This is a genomic window from Bradyrhizobium sp. I1.14.4, assembly GCF_050435825.1.
GTDB lineage: Bacteria > Pseudomonadota > Alphaproteobacteria > Rhizobiales > Xanthobacteraceae > Bradyrhizobium.
In genome coordinates this window covers 84,087-99,227 of sequence record NZ_JBNDLA010000017.1, presented here as the reverse complement: position 1 = coordinate 99,227, position 15,141 = coordinate 84,087, and the positions used below count along the sequence as shown (strand labels likewise).

At 64.7% G+C, this 15,141-nt stretch carries 15 protein-coding genes; 5 read left to right on the top strand and 10 right to left on the bottom strand.

Annotated features, from left to right (window positions below):
• Nucleotides 1-6: 6 nt before the first annotated feature.
• From ABIB78_RS27495 to ccmA, 6 genes are all read right to left on the bottom strand, one after another.
• The gene (locus ABIB78_RS27495; protein WP_429029975.1) at nt 7-381 is read right to left on the bottom strand and encodes a helix-hairpin-helix domain-containing protein; all 375 of its coding nucleotides are present in this window, start codon (nt 379-381) and stop codon (nt 7-9) included.
• 158 nt (nt 382-539) lie between these two features.
• On the bottom strand, nt 540-1,133 hold the full coding sequence (locus tag ABIB78_RS27490) for a DsbE family thiol:disulfide interchange protein (protein WP_429029973.1): 594 nt from the start codon (nt 1,131-1,133) through the stop codon (nt 540-542).
• On the bottom strand, nt 1,130-1,309 hold the full coding sequence (gene ccmD, locus ABIB78_RS27485; RefSeq protein ID WP_429029970.1) for a heme exporter protein CcmD: 180 nt from the start codon (nt 1,307-1,309) through the stop codon (nt 1,130-1,132). The genes ABIB78_RS27490 and ccmD overlap by 4 nt, the downstream gene beginning before the upstream one ends.
• Nucleotides 1,310-1,313: 4 nt before the next feature.
• The gene (locus tag ABIB78_RS27480; protein WP_429029967.1) at nt 1,314-2,105 is read right to left on the bottom strand and encodes a heme ABC transporter permease; all 792 of its coding nucleotides are present in this window, start codon (nt 2,103-2,105) and stop codon (nt 1,314-1,316) included.
• Between the two features lie 90 nt (nt 2,106-2,195).
• The gene (ccmB, locus tag ABIB78_RS27475) at nt 2,196-2,864 is read right to left on the bottom strand and encodes a heme exporter protein CcmB (RefSeq protein ID WP_429029965.1); all 669 of its coding nucleotides are present in this window, start codon (nt 2,862-2,864) and stop codon (nt 2,196-2,198) included.
• 256 nt (nt 2,865-3,120) lie between these two features.
• Complete coding sequence (gene ccmA / locus ABIB78_RS27470; RefSeq protein ID WP_429029962.1) at nt 3,121-3,723, bottom strand: heme ABC exporter ATP-binding protein CcmA; 603 nt, start codon at nt 3,721-3,723, stop codon at nt 3,121-3,123.
• Between the two features lie 239 nt (nt 3,724-3,962).
• Between ccmA and acnA the strand changes: the two genes are divergently transcribed.
• From acnA to ABIB78_RS27455, 3 genes are all read left to right on the top strand, one after another.
• A complete protein-coding gene (gene acnA / locus ABIB78_RS27465) occupies nt 3,963-6,683 on the top strand; it encodes an aconitate hydratase AcnA (RefSeq protein WP_429029959.1) in 2,721 nt (906 codons plus the stop codon).
• A 161-nt stretch (nt 6,684-6,844) separates the two neighbouring features.
• Nucleotides 6,845-7,606, top strand: a complete 762-nt coding sequence (locus ABIB78_RS27460; protein ID WP_429029956.1) for a DUF1223 domain-containing protein — start codon at nt 6,845-6,847, stop codon at nt 7,604-7,606.
• 641 nt (nt 7,607-8,247) lie between these two features.
• Nucleotides 8,248-8,619, top strand: coding sequence for a DUF2794 domain-containing protein (locus ABIB78_RS27455; protein ID WP_429029954.1), 372 nt, complete (start codon nt 8,248-8,250; stop codon nt 8,617-8,619).
• A 137-nt stretch (nt 8,620-8,756) separates the two neighbouring features.
• Here ABIB78_RS27455 and ABIB78_RS27450 read toward each other — a convergent pair whose 3' ends face one another.
• The 4 genes from ABIB78_RS27450 to ABIB78_RS27435 form a co-directional block, all read right to left on the bottom strand.
• Nucleotides 8,757-9,287, bottom strand: a complete 531-nt coding sequence (locus tag ABIB78_RS27450) for an N-acetyltransferase family protein (protein ID WP_429030071.1) — start codon at nt 9,285-9,287, stop codon at nt 8,757-8,759.
• A gap of 99 nt (nt 9,288-9,386) precedes the next feature.
• The gene (locus ABIB78_RS27445; protein WP_021078796.1) at nt 9,387-10,178 is read right to left on the bottom strand and encodes a Bax inhibitor-1/YccA family protein; all 792 of its coding nucleotides are present in this window, start codon (nt 10,176-10,178) and stop codon (nt 9,387-9,389) included.
• Between the two features lie 234 nt (nt 10,179-10,412).
• Nucleotides 10,413-12,983 carry an ABC transporter permease gene (locus tag ABIB78_RS27440; RefSeq protein ID WP_429029951.1) on the bottom strand — a complete coding sequence of 857 codons (2,571 nt, stop codon included), beginning with the start codon at nt 12,981-12,983 and terminating at the stop codon, nt 10,413-10,415.
• A complete protein-coding gene (locus tag ABIB78_RS27435; protein WP_429029948.1) occupies nt 12,980-13,699 on the bottom strand; it encodes an ABC transporter ATP-binding protein in 720 nt (239 codons plus the stop codon). The genes ABIB78_RS27440 and ABIB78_RS27435 overlap by 4 nt, the downstream gene beginning before the upstream one ends.
• 55 nt (nt 13,700-13,754) lie before the next feature.
• Here ABIB78_RS27435 and ABIB78_RS27430 point away from each other — a divergent pair, with 55 nt between their 5' ends.
• Nucleotides 13,755-14,414, top strand: a complete 660-nt coding sequence (locus ABIB78_RS27430; protein WP_429030070.1) for an arylesterase — start codon at nt 13,755-13,757, stop codon at nt 14,412-14,414.
• A gap of 166 nt (nt 14,415-14,580) precedes the next feature.
• A complete protein-coding gene (gene thpR, locus ABIB78_RS27425; protein ID WP_092121595.1) occupies nt 14,581-15,117 on the top strand; it encodes an RNA 2',3'-cyclic phosphodiesterase in 537 nt (178 codons plus the stop codon).
• Nucleotides 15,118-15,141: the final 24 nt, after the last annotated feature.

Here is a 15,141-nt window from a genome sequence, read left to right as displayed (position 1 = left end):
TGGCGATCAGCTCTTCTGCTTGGCGACGATCTTGTCCTTGATCTTGTCGTAGGTCGCCTGCGGCAGGATGTTCTTCTGCACCAGTTCATCCTTGCCCTTGTAGGGGCGGCCCTTGATGATCGCGGCCGAATAGGCCTTGCCGACGCCAGGCAGCGCGTCGAGCTGGTCGGCGTTGGCGCTGTTGATGTCGAGCAGGTCGTCCTTCGCCATTCCCGTCGTCTTCAAGTCAGGGGTGGCGGCTTTCGGAGCCGGAGCCATCTTGCTCTCGGACTTCGCGGCCGGCGCGGCCGGCTGCGGAGTTTGGGCCATCGACGGCGTCGCCGTGATCATGCCGAGTGTGAGCGCGGTGGCGAGAAGTGAAGCGAGCGTGGTCTTGCGCATATGTCCCCTCCTGAGGAACGTTGATGTCAACGCTGCTGAGTTGGGGGTGCGTTCATGGCGTTGCCGTGGCCGCGAAATGAACCGCAGATAAACGTGTCGAATTATTTTGTCGCAGGTTTGCGCGCGATCTGTTCGCGCTTCGCGTGGTGGCGACGCGGTTACTTGTCCGCGCGCAGCGCCTTCTCGATCTCGGCCCTGAGTGCGGTGTTGACATTCTCAGGCGTCACGGGGCCGACCAGCTTGTAGACGATCTTGCCCTCGCGCCCGACCAGGAAGGTCTCGGGCACGCCGTAGACGCCCCATTCGATGGAGGCGCGGCCGTCGCCGTCGACGCCGACGATGCCGAACGGGTTGCCGTAGCGGCCGAGGAAGCGCCGGGCATTCTCGGGCGTGTCCTTGTAGTTGATGCCGATGATCTGGAAGCGGTTGTCCTTGCCGAGCTCCGTCAGCAGCGGCGCCTCGTCATGGCAGGGCACGCACCACGACGCCCAGACATTGACGACGCTGACCTTGCCCTTGAAGGCGGCGGGATCGAGACCCGGGACCGGCGCGCCGTCCCGCACCAGGCCGTCGAGCGCGGGCAGCGCGGTTTGCGGCGCCGGCCGCCCGATCAGTGCCGACGGAATTTTGGAGGGATCGCCGCCATAGAGCCGCAGCAGAAACAGTCCTGCGAGCCCAAGGAAAATGACCAGCGGCAGCACCACCAGCAGGCGGCGGCCTTGTGGCGGACTGTTTGTCGCCTGGTCGCTCATCGGATACCCGCCGCGCTGCGGCCGGAGCGGCGCGTGACGCCGCTGGCCTCGATTTCCTTGAGGCGCGCCTGCTGCCGGCGATAGTCGGCGGCGATCCAGACGATCAACAGCAACACAACCGCCGCGACCAGCGCATAGGACGTCACGATGAAGGAGGCGTAGGGACCAAGCGACATCGTGCTACGCCGCCCCAATTTCTTTTGACGCGTGTCCTTCACGCGAACCGGTGCCCACTTCGCTCGTGAACGCGATGCGGCTGGCCTGCATCATCTGCAAGCTGCGCACGCGCCGGCGCAGGATCTCGTTTCGCATCGCCGCCAGATGCAGCGTGATGAAGAGCAGCGAAAACGCGATCGCCATCACCAGCAACGGCCACAGGAACGCCTTGTCGAGCGTCGACCCGCCCATGCGGAGCACGGAGGCCGGCTGGTGCAGCGTGTTCCACCAGTCGACCGAGAATTTGATGATCGGGATGTTGATCGCGCCGACCAGGGTCAGGACCGCGGCTGCCCTTGCCGCGCGCGAAGGGTCCTCCACCGCGCGCCACAGCGCCATCAGGCCGAGATACATCAGGAACAGGATCAAGACCGAGGTCAGCCGCGCATCCCACTCCCAGTAGGTGCCCCACATCGGCCGGCCCCACAGCGAGCCGGTGACGAGCGCAAGGAAGGTGAAGGCGGCACCGATCGGAGCTGCGGCTTTCGCGGCGACGTCGGCAAGCGGATGCCGCCACACCAGCGTGCCCAGCGCCGCCACGCTCATGACGCCCCAGACGAACATCGACAGCCACGCATTCGGCACGTGGATGAACATGATCTTCACCGTGGCGCCCTGCTGGTAGTCGTCGGGCGCCATTGCCGACTGGTAGAGCCCGATCGCGAGCAGGATCGCGGTCACGCCCGCCAGCCATGGCAAGATGCGCGCGGTCAGCACCAGAAACTTGGTCGGGTTGGCGAGGTCGGTCAGCGTCATAGCACCCTGATAGTCGTCCGCTGTGTCGCAGGCAATTGGCCGAATTCCTCTCGGCGAGATTTGATTAGGGCTGGATTGATCTTGCCCATTTCAGTCCAGCCCGTGCCGCAGGCTCGCGGCGGCGGCAAATGGGCCGATCACGAGGCTGGCAAGCGACAGCGCGCAGAGGATCGAGAACGGTGTTCCAAAGGGCAAGGAGCCCGATATCGCCGCCTGTGAGGCCGCGACGCCGAAGATCAGCACCGGGATCGACAGCGGCAGCACCAGCACCGCGAGCAGCAGTCCGCCGCGATGCAGCGTCACCGCCAATGCCGCGCCTATCATGCCGGTGAAGGTCAGCGCCGGTGTTCCCGCCAGCAAAGTCGCCGCGACCGCAAGCGTCGCGGTACCGTCGAGATTGAGCAGCAGGCCCAGCACCGGCGTCGCGACGATCAGCGGCAGTCCGGCGGCGATCCAATGCGCCAGTGCCTTGGCCGCGCAGGCGAGTTCCAACGGCGTCCGGCTCATCACGATGAGGTCGAGCGAGCCGTCCTCATGGTCGGCCGTGAACAGGCGGTCGAGGGTGAGCAGGCTCGCCAGCAGCGCACCGAGCCAGAGGATGGCGGGGCCAAGCCGCGACAGCAGCGCCAGATCCGGCCCGACCGCGAACGGCATCAGCACCGTGACAGTGAGAAAGAACAGCACGCCGATCAGCGCGCCGCCGCCGACGCGCAGCGCGATGCGGATATCGCGGCGGATCAATGCGGCAAGCGCACTCATGAGTTAAATCCGCGGTGAGCGCCGATGACTTGCCGCGTAGCCGCTGCGCACCCTCCCCCTTTGCGGGGGAGGGCGGGGGAGAGGGGTGGCCCCGGGCGAGATGCTTGATGCGGGAGGCGTACTCGCAGTCTCGGCCGTGCATCGTCGACACGCATAATGAGAGAGCACGTCGTGCGGCACCCCTCTCCCTGACCCTCCCCCGCAAGGGGGGAGGGGACGGAAAGACCTCTGCTCAGTGACAAGAGGCGTCGCACGCTCATGCCGCGCCTCCCATCCGCAAATCGCGCGCGGCGATGCCGAGCGGCAGATGGGTTGCCGCGACGATCAGGCCGCCGCCTGCGAGATGGTCGCGCATCAGGTCGACGAACAGCGCCTGTCCGGCCGCATCGAGCGCCGATGTCGGCTCGTCCAGCAGCCAGACCGGCCGCCGCACCGAGATCAGGCGCGCGATCGACAGGCGGCGGCGCTGCCCGGCCGAGAGGTAGGCTGCCGGCAGGTGCGCGGCGTGGTCGAGCGCCACGGCAGTAAGGCATTGGCCGGCGTCCCGGGTCTCGCCACCGAGGAATTCCCGCCAGAAGGAAAGATTTTCCGCGACGCTCAGCGCCGGCTTCAGGGCGTCGCGATGGCCGAGATAGTGGGCCTGTTCGGGCAGGCTGAGCTCGGCGTCGCCGCCTTCGAGCGCGATCGACCCTTCGGCGGGAACCAATAGCCCGGCGAGGACGCGCAGCAGCGAGGTCTTGCCCGCGCCGTTGGGCCCGGTGATGGCAACTGCCTCGCCGGCTGCGGCCGACAGATCGAGGCCGGAGAACACCTCGCGGCCGCCGCGCACGCATTTCAGATTTCGTCCCGAAAGCCGCATGGTTCGTCTTGTCACAGCCCTCTGAAATCTTTCGCTACCGCGTGAGAATTTTTGGGTCGCGCAACGCTGTCGCACGTTTGTCGGTGTGGCGGCGCTTCTGGAAAGGTTCTATAAGCCCGGAACTTGATGCAGCACACACAATCGGCGGCCGCAAGCCATCCAGGCCATCCCTCGGCCAGTGTCGATCGCCGGTGTTTAGTTACCCTTGCCGGGTATAACTGAGAATTGGGATTCCTCGCATGACCTCGCTCGACAGCTTCAAATGCCGCAAGACCATGAAGGTCGGCGGCAAGTCCTACGTCTATTACAGCCTGCCCCAGGCAGAGAAGAACGGACTAAAGGGGATTTCGAAGCTGCCGTATTCGATGAAGGTTCTGCTGGAGAACCTGCTGCGCAACGAGGACGGCCGCACCGTCAAGAAGGAAGACATCGTTGCGGTGTCGAAGTGGCTGAAGAAGCGCCATCTCGAGCACGAGATCGCGTTCCGCCCGGCGCGCGTCCTGATGCAGGACTTCACCGGCGTTCCGGCCGTGGTCGATCTCGCGGCGATGCGCAACGCGATGCAGAGCCTCGGCGGCGATGCCGAGAAGATCAACCCGCTGGTGCCGGTCGATCTCGTCATCGACCACTCGGTGATTGTCAACTTCTTCGGTGACAACAAGGCGTTCGCGAAGAACGTCACCGAGGAATACAAGCAGAACCAGGAGCGCTACGAGTTCCTGAAGTGGGGCCAGAAGGCGTTCTCGAACTTCTCGGTGGTGCCGCCCGGCACCGGCATCTGCCACCAGGTCAATCTCGAATATCTCGCCCAGACCGTGTGGACCAAGAAGGAGAAGATGACGGTCGGCAAGAAGACCGGCACTTTCGAGGTCGCCTATCCCGACTCGCTGGTCGGCACCGACTCGCACACCACGATGGTCAACGGCCTCGCCGTGCTCGGCTGGGGTGTCGGCGGCATCGAGGCGGAAGCCTGCATGCTCGGCCAGCCGCTGTCGATGCTGCTGCCGGAAGTGGTCGGCTTCAAGCTCAAGGGCCAGCTCAAGGAAGGCGTCACCGCAACCGACCTGGTGCTGACCGTCACCCAGATGCTGCGCAAGCTCGGCGTGGTCGGCAAGTTCGTCGAGTTCTTCGGCCCCGGCCTCGATTTCCTTTCGGTGGCGGACAAGGCGACCATCGGCAACATGGCGCCCGAATACGGTGCGACCTGCGGCTTCTTCCCGGTCGATGCCGCCACCATCGATTACCTGAAGACCTCGGGCCGCAAGGCCGATCGCGTCAAGCTGGTTCAGGCCTATGCCAAGGCGCAGGGTCTGTTCCGCACCGCCAAGTCGGCCGATCCGGTGTTCACTACCACGCTGACGCTCGACCTCGCCGACGTGGTGCCGTCGATGGCCGGACCGAAGCGCCCCGAAGGCCGCATCGCGCTGCCGGCGGTCCCGACCGGTTTCGCCACCGCGCTGGTCAGCGAGTACAAGAAGCCTGAGGGTGAAGCGAAGCGCTTTGCGGTCGAGGGCCGCAACTTCGATCTCGGTCATGGCGACGTCGTGATCGCGGCGATCACGTCCTGCACCAACACCTCGAATCCGAGCGTGCTGATCGGCGCCGGCCTGTTGGCGCGCAAGGCGGCCGCCAAGGGCCTCAAGGCCAAGCCGTGGGTGAAGACCTCGCTCGCGCCGGGCAGCCAGGTGGTGGCGGAATATCTCGCCAATTCCGGCCTGCAGGCCGATCTCGACAAGGTTGGCTTCAACCTGGTCGGCTTCGGCTGCACCACCTGCATCGGCAATTCCGGCCCGTTGCCGGAAGACATCTCGAAGTCGATCAACGAAAACGGCATCGTCGCCGCCGCCGTGCTGTCGGGCAACCGCAACTTCGAGGGCCGCGTCTCGCCCGACGTGCAGGCGAACTACCTCGCCTCGCCGCCGCTGGTGGTCGCGCATGCGCTTGCCGGCACCGTGACGAAGGATCTCGCGGTCGAGCCGCTCGGCATCGGCAAGGACGGCAAGCCGGTGTTCCTCAAGGACATCTGGCCGACCGCCAAGGAGATCAACGCCTTCATGAAGAAGTACGTCACCGCGACGATCTTCAAGAAGAAGTACGCCGACGTGTTCAAGGGCGATACCAACTGGCGCAAGATCAAGACCACGGAAAGCGAGACCTATCGCTGGAACATGGGCTCGACCTATGTGCAGAACCCGCCCTACTTCGAAGGCATGAAGAAGCAGCCGGAGCCGATCGTCGATGTGGTCGACGCCCGGATCCTCGCGATGTTTGGCGACAAGATCACCACCGACCACATCTCGCCGGCCGGTTCGATCAAGCTGACCTCGCCCGCCGGCAAGTTCCTCAGCGAGCACCAGGTGCGCCCCGCCGACTTCAACCAGTACGGCACGCGGCGCGGCAACCATGAAGTGATGATGCGCGGCACCTTCGCCAACATCCGCATCAAGAACTTCATGCTGAAGGGCGCCGACGGCAATATTCCGGAAGGCGGTCTGACCAAGCACTGGCCCGACGGCGAGCAGATGTCGATCTACGACGCCGCGATGAAGTACCAGCAGGAGAGCGTCCCGCTGGTGGTGTTCGCCGGCGCCGAATATGGCAACGGCTCGTCGCGCGACTGGGCCGCGAAGGGCACCCGCCTGCTTGGGGTGCGTGCGGTGATCTGCCAGAGCTTCGAGCGCATCCATCGCTCCAACCTGGTCGGCATGGGCGTGCTTCCGCTCACCTTCCAGGACGGCACGTCGTGGTCCTCGCTCGGCCTCAAGGGCGACGAGAAGGTCACGATCCGCGGGCTGCAGGGCGATTTGAAGCCGCGTCAGACGCTGACTGCGGAAATCGTCTCCGCTGAGGGCGGCAAGCGGGAAGTCCCGCTGCTCTGCCGCATCGATACGCTGGACGAGCTCGATTACTATCGCAACGGCGGCATCCTGCACTACGTGCTGCGCAAACTCGCGGCCTAACGCGGATTTGTGATCGGTGCCTCACTGCTTAGTGAGTAGCGGCTAAAAAGAAGGCGGCCTATGACAAGGCCGCCTTCTGGCGTTCTGGGGCACGCAAGTTCAAGGGACAACTTCATGCTCCGTACAAATACGGATGGAAATCATCACGACTGGTTCGCAGTATGACAGCGATGATGGCCTATAACTGTATCTCGCGATGGTCCAGCGCTCTTGGTATCTGCGCGATCGTCGCGATCATCCGCCCTGCTCACGCCGATCCGCGTGCCGTCGTCGAACTCTTCACCTCGCAGGGCTGCTCGTCCTGTCCGCCCGCGGACAAGATCATCGGTGATCTCGCAAAGGATCCCAACGTCATCGCGCTGAGCATGCCGATCGACTATTGGGACTATCTCGGCTGGAAGGACACGCTGGCCGATTCCCGCTTCAGCGCGCGCCAGAAGGCGTACTCGCATATGCGCGGCGATCGCGACGTCTACACGCCGCAGGCCGTGATCAACGGCTCCGCGCATGTGATCGGCAGTGACCGCGCCAGCATCGAGGGTGCCATCAGGGACACCGAGATGAGCGGCAGCGTGATGTCGGTGCCGGTAACGATGACGCTGAGCGGCAAGCAGATCAATGTTTCGGTCGCCGCATCGAAGTCGCCCACGGTGTCGCGCGGCGAAGTTTGGATCTGCTCGATCTCGAAGTCGGTGCCGATCTCGATCGCGCGCGGCGAGAACCGCGGCCGCGAGATCACCTACCACAATGTGGTGCGCAATCTCCTGAAGGTCGGCGACTGGAACGGCTCGTCCGGGAACTGGACCGTGCCGCTCGAGAACATCACGCGCGATGGCGTCGATGCTGCGGCGGTCTACGTCCAGGACGGCAATCGCGATAAGCCGGGCCCGATGCTCGGCGCCGCATTTACCTCGCTTCACTAGAGCATTTTCGGTTCTGATTGATTCAGAACCGAAGCTCTGGATTCTTGTATTGACGCGTTTTCTTCACGCGAACCGGCGTCCACTCCGCTCGAAAACGCTCTAGCGCGTTGCTGCGCAAGCCTGCCGTCAGTCGCGTCGTTGGGCCGCACACAGGTCATTGCGCGGGTAGACCCGGCAGCAAACGCGCATCAGTGATTTGCTGAAGGGAAGGCGCTGAGCTTCGCGCGCGCGTCGCGATCGCGCGTTATTGAGCCGGTCCCAAAAACAAAAAGGACCAACTTTCGTTGGCCCAGTGTTGGGATTTGACTCCCCTGCGAACAGGCCCGATCCCGACGGCCCCGGGGGGCTGGGGGCTGAGGAATCCGGAACCGAAAGGACCGGGCCAACGCAGTGTTTTCTTTTCGCAGGGCAGCGGGGCGGGCGATGGGCGGAAGTGGGGCAGCAATATGATTCCGCTAACGTTCCCGTGACTCTTCGGTTTTCCGGACAATCCGCCGCGCCTGACCGTGGCTAAGGCCCGTTTGCATTGCGAAGGCCCCTTGCAGGCTCCGTCGCTTAGCGCAATCATGTCACTCTCGTGACGATCCCGAAGTGGGGGCACCGGCCTTCGGAACCGACACCGAGATGACAGGAGGCGCTCGATGAGTTTGATCTCGGAGGACACTGATCCGAGCGGGAGCCGCGCCGCGGCGCGCCCCGCCGCCGCGATCCCGCAGCCCAACCGCGTGACCTTCAATCGACTTGAGCTCAACCGCATTCTCAATCTCTACGGCCGTATGGTCGCCGACGGTGAGTGGCGCGACTATGCGATCGACTTCCTGAAGGACCGTGCCGTGTTCTCCGTGTTCCGGCGCGCCTCCGAAATGCCGATCTACCGGATCGAGAAGGATCCCCGGCTTGCGCGCAAGCAGGGCATGTACAGCGTGATCTCCGCGACCGGCCTGATCCTGCGCCGCGGCCATGAACTCGAACGCGTGCTGTTCGTGATCGACCGCAAGCTGTCGCTGGTGTAGGCGCGGCAAACTCAACAGAGCATAGCGGTCATCGTTCTAAAGCATGATCCGGAAAAGTGCGAAGCGGTTTTCCGAAAAGATCATGCTCAAACAAGGAGCTAAAGCGCGATGGCGATTCAACCAGACCTCATCGCGCTTTAGTCCGCCGGCACCGTCGCGCCGCCATCGCCGAGCGCGCGCTGCATCATTACGGTGTCGAGCCAGCGGCCGAATTTCAGGCCGACATTCGGGTGGGTCCCGATCAGCTCGAAACCGCAGCGGCGGTGCAGCCCGATCGAGCCGGTATTGGCCGAGTCCCCGATCACGGCGATCATCTGCCGGAAGCCGCGCGCGTCGCATTCGGCGATCAGGCGGTCCATCAGCTTGAGGCCGATGCCGCGGCGATGCACCGTGGGGTCCAGATAGACCGAGTTCTCGACCGTGAAGCGATAGGCCGGCCGCGGCCGGTAGGGGCCGGCATAGGCATAGCCGGCGACGCGGCTGTCGAGCACCGCGATGAAATAGGGGAAGCCGTCATCCATCAGCGCCCGGTAGCGGCGTGTCATCTCGGCGAGATCGGGCGGGATCAGCTCGAAGGTCGCGGTGCCGAAGCGCACCGCATGCTCATAGATCGCGGTGACGGCAGGCAGGTCCGCCTCGGCCGCAGGCCTGATTTCCGCATCGGACAGAGCAGGATTGGACATCGGGCGACAGTATTTTTGCCTCGCGCAAAAGAAAAGCCCCGGCCGCATGGCCGGGGCTTGGATCAATCGGCTGGCTCGAGGCGCTTAGTCGCGCTGGCCGAGCAGCTGCAGGAGCAGCGTGAACAGGTTGATGAAGTTCAGGTAGAGCGACAGCGCACCAGTGATCGCCGCACGCTCTGCCATCACGCCGCCCTGCGAGGCGTAGCCGTAGATGTAGTCGTTCTTCAGCCGCTGGGTGTCCCAGGCGGTGAGGCCCGCGAATACCAGCACGCCGACCACCGACACGATGAACTGCAGCGCCGAGCTCGCCAGGAACAGGTTGACCAGGCTCGCGATGATGATGCCGATCAGGCCCATGAACAGGAACGAGCCCATGCCGCTCATGTCACGCTTGGTGGTGTAGCCGTAGAGGCTCAGCGCACCGAACGTCGCCGCGGTGATGAAGAACACGCGCACGATCGAGGTGTGCGTGTACACCAGGAAGATCGACGACAGCGACAAGCCCATCAGCGCCGAGAACACCCAGAACAGCAGCTGGGCGGTCGCGGGCTGCAGGCGGTTGATGCCGGCCGAGATGACGAACACCATCGCCAGAGGGGCGAGGATAAACAGCCACTTCAGCGGGCTCACGAACATCGCGTAGCCGAACTGCGTCAGATAGGCGTTGCCAAACTTGGCGACGGCGGCGGACTGGTCGGTGGTCACCGCACCCATGTAGACGCCGAGCGCGGCAAGGCCGGTGATGGCCAGGCCGATGCTCATGTAGTTATAGATGCGCAGCATGTAGGCGCGCAGACCGGCGTCGACGGCCGCAGCGTCAATGCGCCCGGCGGCCCGGCCGAAAGGAGAAGCGTAGTTGCGGTCTAGGTCCGACATGGTCGAATTCCCGTGGTTGGTCCCGGTGGAGCGCAAGGGATTTGCGGCGCCGGTTGTAAATCTATCTCAGATGGCTCGGTTTGCGGAACATTAATTCCGTGTCATTCAAACCGACTATCCGACCCGATTGGTATGTGGGAAATTAACACATCCGACGCAAGCTTCCACGCGCGGCCGAATGTCGCTCTGGTGCGGCATTATAGGCAAAAACGGGGCCGGCGCCGCTACAAATTGTCACAAATTCCGCAACACCGAGGCCGGCTTCTGGTTCAGCGCGAGCAGTGTCCCGGCGAGCCCCAATCCGACCGTGACGACCAGCGCGGCGACCACGACCAGCGCGGCGCTGCCGGCCTGCCAGATGAAACTCAGCGTCATCAGCCGCGTCACGATCAGCCAGGCCGCGATCGAACCGGCGATCACCCCGAAGACGGCGGTTGCAAAGCCGATCATGAGATACTCCAGCGCGTAGGCGCCGAGCAGCCGCACCCGCGTGGCGCCGAGCGTCTTGAGGATCACGGCGTCGTAGACGCGGTGGCGGTGCCCGGCGGCGAGCGCGCCGCCCAGCACCAGGATCGCCGAGATCAGCGTCACGGCGCTGGCGCCACGGATCGCCAGCACCAGATTGCTGACGACGCTGCCGACCGTTTCCAGCGCCTCGCGGACCCGCACGCTGGTCACCATCGGGAACGCGTCGGCGACCTGCTTGATGATGCGGGCGTCGTCGGTAGAGCTCGCATGGGGTTCCGTCAGGGTCGCGACGTGGCTGTGCGGCGCGCCCTTGAAGGCGTTCGGCGAGAACACCAGCACGAAGTTGATGCCGAGCCCCTGCCAGTCGATGTTGCGCAGATTGGCGATCTTCGCCGGCACGTCGCGGCCGAGCACGTTGACCACGATTTCGTCGCCGATCTTCAAGGACAGGCCGTCGGCTATCTTCTTCTCCATCGAGACCAGCGGAGGTCCGCCGTAGTCCGCCCCCCACCATTCGCCCTCGACGATCTTCGAGCCCTTGGGAATTTCGCCGGTATAGGTCAGGCCGCGGTCGCTCTGCAGCACCCATTCAGCATCGACCGAGGGCTTGAGCTGGTCGGCCTTGACGCCGCGCGCGGCAACGATCCGCCCGCGCAGCATGGGCACGTCCTCGACGGTCGAGCCGGTTGCGATCTGCGCCAGGAAGCCGGCAAAGCGATCGGCTTCCGGGGAGGGGATGTCAATGAAGAAGAACGACGGCGCCCGCTCCGGCAGCGCGGCCAAGAATTGCCGGCGCAGATTGCCGTCGATCTGGGTGATGGTGACGAGCACCGCGAGCCCGAGGCCTAGCGACAGCACGACTGATGGTGTCAGCGCGCCCGGCCTGTGGATGTTGGCGATCGCCAGCCGCAGCATGGTCATGCGGCTACGCGGCAGCCGACGCGCCACCGCCATCAGGATTTCAGCAATTCCGCGCAGCAGCAGGAACACCGCGATCGAGGCGGCGACGAACACGGCGGCGACCCGCTTGTCATAGGCAAGCCCGATCGCGACGCCGATCAGGAGTGCGATCACCACGGCCATCAGCGCGAGATAGCTCCAGCGCGGGCGGTGCCACTCGCTGGCGACGGTCTCACGGAACAGCGCCGCGACCGGCACGTCATGGACCCGGCCGAGCGGCCACAGCCCGAACGCCAGCGCGGTGAGCTGGCCGTAGAGGAAGGAGAGCGCGAGTTCGTCGGGATGCAGCGCAGGCACCACGGGCAGCGGCAGCAGCTTGCCGAACAGGCCGACAATGACAAAAGGCAGCGCGGCGCCGAGCACGAGCCCGATCACCGAACCGATCCCGGCCAGCACCACCACTTGCGTGCAGTAGATCGTGAAGACGTCGCGGCCGGTGGCGCCGAGCGCCTTGAACGCGGCGATGACATCGCGCCGCCGGTCGATATGGCTCTTCACCGCGTTGGCGACGCCGACGCCGCCGACCAGCAGCGCGGCGAGGCCGACCAGGGTCAGGAACTGGGTGAAGCGGCTGATGGTGCGCTCAAGCTGCGGCGAGGCATTGCTGCGGCTGCGGACCTCCCAGCCGGCCTCCGGTGCCGCGCTGCGTGCGCCGTCGATCAGCGCCGTGGTGGCGCGATCGTCGTTGGCGCCGTCGGGCAGCTTCACCCGGTAGATCCAGCGCACTAGGCTGCCGGGCTGCAACAGGTCGGTGGCGCGCAGGCTGGCTTCGCTGATCAGGAAGCGCGGACCGAGGCCGACGCCGCCGGCGAGCTTGTCGGGCTCGGCCGCCACCACGCTGCGGATCTGGTAGGTCGCGCTGCCGATGGTGACGCGGTCGCCGAGCTTGAGGTCGAGCCGCGCCAACAGCGTTGAATCGGCAGCCGCGCCAAACGCGCCGTCGCGTTCGGCGAGCAGATCGGCGATCGGCATGTTCGGCTCGAGCGTCAGCTCGCCGAGCATCGGATATTTGCCGTCGACCGCCTTGAGCTCGACCAGCGCCAGCTTGCCGTCATTGCTGCGCGCCATCGCGCGGAGCGTCGCTGCAACCGAAACCTCGCCGCGCGTGTGCAAGTACGCGACCTCGTCGGGCTTGGCTTCGCGCGAGATCAGCGAGAACGCGACGTCACCGCCGAGCAGCGTGCGTCCCTCGCGCGACAGGCCGTCGCCAAGGCTCGCGGCGACCGAGCCGACGCCGGCAATCGCCATCACGCCGAGCGCGATGCAGGCGATGAACACGTAGAATCCGCGCAGGCCGCCGCGCAGTTCGCGCAGCGCGTAACGGAAGGCAAGCGACGACGCGCGGCCCTGCACCGCGACTTCGGACGCGATGCTCATGTCGTGGATTGTCCGTCGATGCGGCCGGAACGCAGCCGCACCACACGATCGCAGCGCTGCGCCAGCGAGAGGTCGTGCGTCACCAGCACCAGCGTCATGCCGCGCTCGGTGTGCTTGGTGAAGAGCAGGTCGATGATCTGCTTTCCCGTCGTCTCGTCGAGATTTCCGGTCGGCTCATCGGCAACCAGGATCGCGGGATCGGGCGCGAGCGCACGCGCGATCGCGACGCGCTGCTGCTCGCCGCCGGAAAGCTGCGTCGGATAGTGATGCAGCCGTTCGCCGAGTCCGACCGATTGCAGTTCCTGCGCCGCGCGCGCGGCGGCATCGGGACTGCCGGCGAGCTCGAGCGGCACGGCGACGTTCTCCAGCGCCGTCATGGTCGGGATCAGATGGAACGACTGGAAGACGATGCCGACCTGTCGGCCGCGGAAGCGCGCCAGCGCATCTTCATCGAGGGCATTGAACGACGTGCCGTTGACGACCACTTCTCCGCTGTCAGGACGTTCAAGCCCCGCCATTACCATCAGCAAGGTCGACTTGCCCGAACCCGACGGGCCGATCAGGCCGATGGCCTCACCCGCTGCCACACGAAGGCTGATATCTTTGAGGATATGGACCCGTGCCGCGCCGGTGCCGAGCGAGAGATTGACGTTCCTGACGGCAATGGTGTCCGGCTCGACGTCGGTCAGTGAAGAGGATTCGATGAGACTGTCCATGGTTCGGTCATATGGCACTTCCGCTGCTGCGGTCGAGAGCCGGTTGAGAATCTTCGTGCACATACTCGTGTTGCTTATGGGCTTGATGACGGCGGCAAGTGCGCAGACGCCAGGGGTGGAGAAAAGCCCGGCGCAAGGTTCGGCGAAACCGATCAAGATGGTGGTTCTCGGCGATTCTCTGAGCGCCGGTTACGGCCTTCCGGCCGCGGCGGCATTTCCGGTCCGGCTACAAAAAGCCTTGGAAACCAAGGGGATAAAGGTCAGTATGACCAATGCCGGGGTATCCGGCGACACCGCCTCAGGCGGCCGCGAGCGGCTCGACTGGTCGGTGGCTGACGGAACTGACGCCGTGATCGTCGAGCTCGGCGCCAACGATGCGCTGCGCGGCATCGATCCCGCGGTCACGCGTGCCGCGCTCTCCGACGTCATCACAAAGTTGCAGGCGCGCAAGATCGCCGTGCTCTTGTGCGGCATGCTCGCGCCACCGAACTATGGCAGTGAGTATGCAGCGAAGTTCAACGCGATCTATCCGGATCTCTCGAAGTCCCTTGGCGTGCCGCTCTATCCGTTCTTCCTCGATGGCGTGGCTGCCGATGCCAAGCTCAATCAGGCCGACGGCATGCATCCGACGGCGGAAGGTGTGGACATCGTCGTCAAGAATATGCTGCCCACGGTGGAGGCATTTCTCGGCGCATTATCAGGGCAACGCAGTTGAAATGCAGGCAGCGCGCCGAATTGTGCCCGTAGGTTTACGAGCTGTTAACGGGTCATGCTTCGCAGAGTCACATATCTCGGGTACAAATAGGCATCGGTGATTCGTCGCCGGGCTTGTTACAGGGGCGGGCTCCCAAAACCCGCGCCAAGCATCGAGGATTAATGCGATGCCGCGTCTCTTCACTGGACTGGAAATTCCGGCCGAGATCGGCCAGACACTTTCCAACTTGCGTGGCGGCCTTCCCGGCGCACGTTGGATCGATCCCGAAAATTATCATGTCACGCTGCGCTTCATCGGCGATATCGATGGCCTCTGGGCCAACGAGATCGCAACGATGCTGTTTCGGGTAAACCGAAAACCGTTCGAGGTCAAACTGCAGGGCCTGTCGAGCTTCGGTGGACGCAAGCCGCGCGCGGTGGTTGCCGCCGTCGAGCCCAGTCGGCCGCTGATCGAACTGCAGGCCGAGCTCGAGCGAATGATGCAGCGGATGGGGCTCGATCCCGAGGGCAGGAAATTCACGCCCCATGTCACGCTCGCGCGTTTGCATGACGCATCGAGCCAGGACGTCGCGGATTATCTGTCGGTGCGCGGCTACTTTCCGAGCCGCAGCTTCATGGCGGACCGCTTCGTGCTGTTCTCGTCGCGTGCGTCGACGGGCGGCGGCCCCTACGTGGTCGAGGATTCCTACGCGCTCTGCGCGTGAGGTTTCGCAGATCGCGTTTGGATC